The following is an 8,178-nucleotide window of genomic DNA, read 5'->3' on the forward strand; positions in this document are numbered from 1 at the left end:
CTCTACCCCTTTGCTTTTTTACTTTTCCGATTCGGTTCCGCAGTTTGCAGCGCCGTGCGGATTTCATCTTGCGCTTCTACCGGCACAACTTCTTCCGGTTGCTGTTGGATCCGTTTCAAAGCCCTGATCGCTGCGGCAGATACCCTTTTTTCATTGTCCTGCAAACAATCAATGATAAATTCCAATGTCAAGGGATGGTACTGTTCTCCCAAGGCAAATGCCATGCTTTCGCGCTGAAAAGGGTCGGCATCGGTAATCATTTGTTTGATAATATCCATGGCCCTTTCCGCATCCAAATCAAGCATTTTTACAGCTGCCAAAGAGCGTTCCTTATAATTGCCGGTCTTGGTCATCTGCTCCAGCTGCATGACCGGATCAGGCTGAAGCGGCATTCCCATTCCGCCCATTTGCGCATTGGCTGCTATCTGCGGCATGGCAACACCCGGCAGTTGATAACCGGGTTGAGGCATACCATAGCCGCCGGGAAGCGCTGTGTATGAATTCCCCGGCATCCCGGACATATCCCGAACCATTTTCAACATTTCCTGCTGATATTTCATGATGGTTTCTTCCCGCTTGGAACGCATCCTCCTCAAAATCAGGAAAAACCCCCATACAATTGCGCCCAAAATCAAGAGTGCGCCGATAAAACCATACACAACCATGCGCTGTTGAAAAGAAACATTTCCCAGTACATTTTTAAACCGGTTATCCAGCTGATTCATAAAATTCTTGCGGTCTTTTTCTGATTCATAATAAAGATTCTGAATGCGTTCCAGCGGTGCCAAAAATTGCGAAACCTGGGTTGCCTGCTGCTGCTGAAAGGACATCAGCAGTTCAGACATGGCGGAAACATTTTTAGCATACTCCTGAGCAAAAACACCGGCCATCTCCGCTGTTGTCGCGGACTCGGATTGACCGGCCATCGCGGCGTATCCTTGCACCTGCTTTTCACTTCCCAGTGCAGTCCCGCCGGCATCCCCGACCGGGTGCTTCGTCCCTTTTCGGACCACCCGCTTGCCTGATTGCTTTGCCAGTTTAACATCCGCGCCTCCCTGGGCAACGGTGTATGATTCAGCCTCTTGTTTAAGCATTTCTTCCTGCATTTTTTCAGGGATAATAATCATCGTACCGCCCTGACCACGCGGACGCAGCTGCTTGGCGGCAAGCTGGTACATCTGTTTGACTTGGCGGTTTTCCGGGTCCATATTGTAGGCCTGAGAGAGATACGTATAGGATTTTTTATACTGCTTGGCTAAAAACAGGCGGCTCCCGCGCTCAACCAATATTTTGAGTAAAAAAACTTTGGCTTTCTCATTGTCCGGCTCCAGTTTAAGTGAATCATTGAGCAACTGAATGGATTTTTGGGAATCGCCTTTGAGATAATATTGAATCGCCTCATCAAAGGCATACGCCGCTTTACCGTGTTTTGGCGGTTCCTCCGCATAGAGGGCCGGGGTCAGCAGTAGGACGGCAATCATGAGTCCCGCCAGGGCAAGTCGTTTGACAATCATTATTGTACCTCCTCAGGTTGTGGCGCACCCATTTCTTCTTGTTCATCCGGGGTTAATTCCTGCGGCAATGACTCAACAGGTTCCTCCGGTGTCACCTCGGTTTGAGGCATCTCCAGCATCATCAATACGGTTTTAAGTTTTTCCCGCAACTGCAAGGCCCGTTGATTATCAGCATCCACCAAAATAGCCTTTTCCACAATTTCCAAAGCCTCGGCATACTTGCTTTGCGAATACATCGCCTCGGCTTGCTGCAGAATTTTTTTAATTTCATCCGCCTGCATAGTCCTGACCGATGTCCCGAATCCCAGTGACGCTGTCAAAAAATGCGTCCCGCCGAAAATATCCATCAGCTTAAAGGCATAATCAATCGCCATCGTCCGCCACTGTACACCGGCACCGGCCTGAAGTCCCTCGGTATCATAACCCAGTTTATATCCCACTCGCAGATTGACGATGTCGGCAAAAGAATATTCCAGTCCGAGATTGGCATGAATCACATTGTCCAGCGCCTGCACCAAATCCAGTGTTCCCAAAACAGCATGCCGGCCGGCCAACCTCATTTCATAGCCAACGCCGCCGCGAATCATCATTGGCAACTGCTCAGACTCCGCATCAAAACTGGAAAGATATCCTAAATTGAGAAATGACAACCCAAACGTAAGCTGCTCATCCATGGCATACAATGTCCCCAAATCGAGCGCAATCCCGGAAGCACTTAGATCAGCCAGCTTCCGGTGAATAATCTTCAAACTCGCACCGGCTGATAAACCTGCCAGATGAACAAACGGCGATATATCCCGTGCATAAGAAAACTGCACACCCAGATCATAGGCTTGCAGCATCCCGGTGCTGTTTCCATTCACATCCAGACTGGGTATTTCAGGCATATGCAGGAAATAAATCGCTGTTCCAAGTGTGCCCACCCCAACAACCGGCCGGGCATACGCCAATGCCTCGTACTGCGTCTCCGCAATCCAATTCAAATGCGTGGCTGAGAGCATATTCATTTCCAGGCCGGTCAGACCGGCCGGGTTGTAGAACATGGCATTGACATCACCTTTCACTGCTGTAAAAGCCTCACCCATACCGGCCGCACCGGCGCCCAGTCCGATTTTAAGAAAATCCGCACCAGTGGTTCCCCGTTCAGATGTCTGTACCGCAGATGCGGTCCCGATGAGAATGACTGCGACGCAGAATAATCTTTTATAATTTTTCATCGGATCACCACCACCTTTTTCATTTCTTTATACTCCCCGATCAGAAAAACAGCAACATACACCCCGCTGCCTACGGTTTTCCCGCGGTCACTGGGATTACCATTATCCCCATACCAGCGAATCGTGTGCTGCCCCACACCGGGTCTGCCGTCATAGAGCTTGGCCACCAGCTCACCGGCGAGATTGTAAATTTTGATGGTCACATCAACATCCTCGCGTACAAAATAATCAAAGGTCGTATAGTCCTGCTGGGACAGCCGTAAAGGGTTGGGATAATTCTGACGCAAAGAATTAAAAGCTTTCAAAATAGTCCAGGAGGCGGTGGCAGCGCAGCCATCTGCGGAAAGATTCTGTCCCTCACCACTCCAAAGTATCGAACCGTCAATCACCACATTACCCAAGGGCGCGTCCTGCAAAACATCCACTGTATAGTTGAGTGTGAAATTGGATTGCGGCGGTGCAATTTGCGGGTTGGCAGGAGCATGATTCACAGTAAAGCCGGCTTGACTGCCGTTGAAGTCCAGTGCCGAGGCGGTAATGGTGATCGGGTTAACACTGGTGTTTTGAACCTCCATGACAATAGCCAATCCCTTCTGACCCTGATAAACCCGCATCTCCGAACTGGATGTCCGGACAAGATTTAACAGACCCTGGATAACGTTCACAACATTGGAATCAACCGCGATTGCGGTAAGGGTGTTTCCCGAATTGTAGTCAATCGCCTGGGCCGCCGCATTGAAAGTAAGCGTACCGATTTCCGGCCCGGCAGTCACGAGCCAGGTAAAATCCTGACTGCCGCCGCCGGGAATAGTTGCTGTGGCCGGACTGGTATTGCCCACCACCGCCACCGAGGCATTGCCCGAAGCGGTCCAGGTCAAATTGACGGGTGCGGCAATCAACGCAGTGGCCTGACCGGCATTGCGGACCGTGAGTGTCAAGTCAAACTCCCGGTTGATCTCCGCATACTGATCTGCCGAAAAAGTGCAGCTCAAATTCACCGGTGTTTGCACAGTCACAGTATTGGAATCGGTGGCAGTCGAAGTAATCCCGGTCATGGTAAAAGAATCCACACCAAACGCATTGCCATTCAATAAAACATCACTCAGAGCACCGTCCACCTGATAAACCCAGGTGAAATCACGGCTCTCCCCCCCGGGGATGGTGGCCCAGGCGCCGGGTGTGGGACCTGATAGTTGAGAAGCATTTCCGGTGACTGCCAGCGCGGTCGGACTTACACTTAGCGCATCGGGACTGCCGTTATTAAACACTGACATGGTGACATTGATATTCTGGCCGATGCTGACCTGCGTGGGCGAGACGATGAGTGTGGATACGATTTCAGATGTCGGAACGGATAGGGTTAATATTGCATCAGGATCAGCACCTGCAGTATTTTCAGTAATCCAAATCTGATCACCTTCACCTTCCGTACCCGCAGTAACTGTTGTATGTGCAGGATAAATAAGGGTCTGTTCAACTTCCGGGCTTGCAATTGCAAAGGTTCTAAAATTCGGGGTACGATCAACAGCAGAAAATGTTGCATCAGTTGATAAAGCCAAAATATTATTCGGCACATTCACAAAGGCGGAACAAACACCCCTGTTAACCGTATCATACCAAGCTGTCACTTTTGTAGAACCATCCCGATTCCAGGCATTTATTGTTCTAACCGTAATGGTGTTAGCTATGCCGGCTGCCGAAATAATAATATCATCTCCCGTACTACCACCGCTTTGTGCTGATATTGTTAGGCCTGCTGCATCTGTAACCGCATCAGTGATACTCATTGAACCGCCGGAAGATAAAAAATGTATTGGTATATCCGGCACTCCGTTGCCATTCTCATCCGTCACAATTGCCCAAACTTTAGGATCAGCCCCTCCTTCAGCAAATGCCCAAAGATACTTTGAGCGTGATTCCGGCAAAGTAATAATCGCATCATCCGAGGCAAAAGTACCGGCAGTCCGAATGATAATTTGATCATTCTGCGCACTGGTACCCTGCGCAATATAAGCATAAGTTGGAGTCTCCCATGAATTTTCCTTGGAATTTGTTACCGATACTGTTTTATTATTACTGGTATAGTCAGCAGTTGAATATTGAACATCCGGAGTTGCGTCACTAACATTCACATTGTAACAAGGGTATCTGACCATTATAGTATTTACTTGTTGGGTCGGCTCTGAATACCAAGAAATGGCATAAGAAGAATTTTGTATCCCGCCTGAATTAACTGCTTGAATTTTTACATCAGGATAACCGGTAACGCTTACTGTAATAATATTATTTAGTGCTCCTCCGGTTTGGCTTGATTCCGCTGTTCCGTCAAATTTTGTTTGCCAGGTTGGACCACCACTCATACTTCCGGCAGATGCACTGAAATGGATATTTTCCCCTTCAATACCTATGCCATCGCCATCCATAAGTATGGCTTTCACAGATGGATTAGCGGCTTCTGATGCATAAGCATATAAATAACTATTTTTCATTGAATTAACCCGAATAAAAACATCAGGATAATTTGTCGTATAACCCATGTTTAATGTAACTTCGTCATTGGTCCCAACCGTCCCAAAAGCAATCCGCCACTGATTTAGAGGATATATTTCACGAGCCATATTATGTCCAACCGGACCGGCCACATTGAAGCCCTTATTATTTGCAGAATTATCATAAATATTTATTGGATTACTATAACTGCTGTTTAACCCGATAATATTGTTTTCCTGAGTTGTAATAACACCCCATATAGTTAAGCGGGAAGCATCGTACCATGCAATCCCCCAGTCATCCCCTCCCGGGGTTAACGCATCGGCTGTAAATATTTTAATAGGCGGCAGACTACCGGAAGTTACTGTAATTGTATTACCCAGCACACCGCTATTATGCTCCGAAATAACATATCCACCGTAACCTGTCATTGTATTAGACAAACTCATGCTGCCTTGGGTTGCTGAAAAAATAATCGATTCACCTTCCAAACCATTTCCTTTATCATCCATAACAACAGCCCATACACGAATATCTGCGCCTGCTCCCCCCTCTGCAAAAGCAACTAAAAATTTACTCGGGTCAGCATCGGCGGTAATAACCACATCCCAGTCAGCACTGGTCGTGGTCTGGTTGAGACGAATATAGTCCCCGGCCTCTATGGTCCCATAACCAATATGACCAACGCAGGGCAAAGCATCGGTCTGACTGGACATTGCTGAATACGTCGGCACATTATTGCCCGCAGTTTCATCGCTTGTGTTACGGTCCGTGATAGTCGTGCCGTTTTCCAGCATAATATTACTCTCAGTATCAACAACCGCACCAAAAAATTTATGCGTTTCCGGATCATACCACCCATAAACACGATCTGTTGCAGTCAGTAATTTGGAATTGGATGTATATATTATTATTTCACCCAATCCCACCGAAGAAACCGTTATAGTATTCCCTAAACCGGTTTCACCGGAAACCGAAGTTTTTGTCACACCATTCCAACTAGTGGCGGCACTGGTAAATTCCAATGTCCCTCCTGTCGGCATTGAAAATGTTATTGGAACACCTTTGACCGCATTACCGGATTCATCCGTTACAACCGCCCAAACATCTGGATTCAATCCGCCGGAAGCAAATGCCAATAAATATTGTGATTCACTTGCAGGTAATTTAATTTGCGAATGGTAATAAGCGGGATGTCTATAAATGGTTGTTTGATAAATCCGCAACAAGTCCCCGGACTTGAATGTCCCACTGCCTACATAAGTAACCGCCGGCTGGGCGGAAGTTTGATCAATAAAAGTTCCCATCGTCGGGCTAAAATCAGGGTTATTATTGATATCTACCGGTGTATCTCTGGATATTGCTGCAGAGGTAACCAATACATTTGACGAATCATCTACGACAGCAGTATACACCAGTCCTTTTTTTCGTGCGTACCATGAAAAAAGAACATCATCTGCATCTAATACTTGACTACTTTCAGTTGTAATAATCACCGGTGATGTTTTTTCTTGATTCGGGCATGTAGCGGTGATTATATCCCCCAAGCTGCCATTTTCCTGATAAAACCAAACAACACCATCCTCACTGGTTGTTCCGCTGCCGACAACAAAGTTCCCGCTGGAAGCTGTCACATCCACACTAATGCCCGAAACACCGACACCATTAAAATCAGTCACAACCGCACAAACCGTCGGACTTGCACCATCAACTGCATATGCTTTTAAAAAATAACTGGGTTGGGTTGACGAAAAATAAACATCTCCATCATACCCGGAAACAGTTGTCTCGTTTATACGAATTCTGTCACCAGCACTATAAGTCCCGGGATATACCCTGAGCTGCGCCGGCGAAGATACACCCTGCGAAATATTACTATACCTACCAATTGTTAAATACCTGTAATCACTTGTATTATTATATTCATCAAATACAAAATTAGATGTTGCTGTAATGACTTTATTGGCCGGTGTTATTGCAACGGCATTAACAAGTTGACGGGATTCATCAAACCAAAAAACAACTTCATCCGAACTTGTAACATTTTGCGATGTTGCTGTTGTAATAGTATATGGCGAACCTGATGAGACCTGCGCGCAAGTCGCTGTAATATTGTCACCAGTACTGCCACCGCTTTGCTGAACCGTCATCGTGCCACCCGCTGTCGTACTGTTGGCAGTTACATCAAGCGCACCGGCTGAAGTCGCAACCGTAACCGGGACACCTTGAACACCATTACCATATTGATCAGTAACAACAAATACCACAGTTGGATTGACACCTGAAGTAGCATAACCGGATAATTGATGGGGTGAGCCGGATGCAAATGTCGGTTGTGTGATTAAAATAGAAAAAAACAAAAATAGAGCGGCAAAAACCAAACATTTCATGGAATACCAGATTTGTCTCATAAATCCCCCCCGAGTTAAATAGGCCTTTTGCAAAAAAAAATCATTGATTAATAAACTGGAACTACCAGTTCCCCGACTGTGGATTCAATACCCACACTGGTAAGTTTCGACTGCTATAAAAAAAACTAAATTTAAAACGTTTAATTATTTTTTTATTATAAACACATGTAGGTATTTTTGAAAGTATATTTTGAACTTTTTCGGATATTTTTTCATACTATTACATATCAAATTTAAAACCTTCAAAATGCAGAGGTAAAAAACAAAAATATCAAAAAATCAAGCATTTGCCGAGGGGTTAGGAAGAAAAGCGGATGGGATAAGGGCTTAATCAACGTACCGGGTCAATCGCGCCTTAAATCCACAAGCAATATATAGGGGCGTGATTTATCACGCCCTGATCTGTTCCATCCGGATTTTCCGTAGAGACGTTGCATGCAACGTCTCTACTATTTTTTAACACACCATCATGTAGGGGCGCAATAACTTGCGCCCCTATCTATGGGTAATGTCAACCCCCAATATATTTAAGTCATGCAGTGGAGG

The 8,178-nt window shown here is 46.3% G+C and carries 3 protein-coding genes; all 3 read right to left on the minus strand.

All coding sequences use genetic code 11. From position 1 onward, the window contains the following. Positions 1–2: 2 nt before the first annotated feature. The 3 genes from K8S19_09525 to K8S19_09535 are packed head-to-tail and all read right to left on the minus strand — an operon-like array spanning position 3 to position 7,632. Positions 3–1,514, minus strand: coding sequence for a hypothetical protein (locus K8S19_09525; protein MCD4813915.1), 1,512 nt, complete (start codon positions 1,512–1,514; stop codon positions 3–5). After that, entirely contained in the window at positions 1,514–2,731 is a 1,218-nt protein-coding gene (locus K8S19_09530) for a PorV/PorQ family protein (protein MCD4813916.1), read from the minus strand. The genes K8S19_09525 and K8S19_09530 overlap by 1 nt, the downstream gene beginning before the upstream one ends. After that, positions 2,728–7,632: a hypothetical protein gene (locus K8S19_09535; GenBank protein MCD4813917.1), complete on the minus strand. Its 4,905-nt coding sequence runs from the start codon at positions 7,630–7,632 to the stop codon at positions 2,728–2,730. Before K8S19_09535 ends, K8S19_09530 begins: the two co-directional genes overlap by 4 nt. Positions 7,633–8,178 lie beyond the last annotated feature (546 nt).

The sequence above is a fragment of the bacterium genome (genome assembly GCA_021108215.1).
Lineage (GTDB): Bacteria > Oederibacteriota > JAAXVQ01 > JAAXVQ01 > JAUVAV01 > JAIORK01.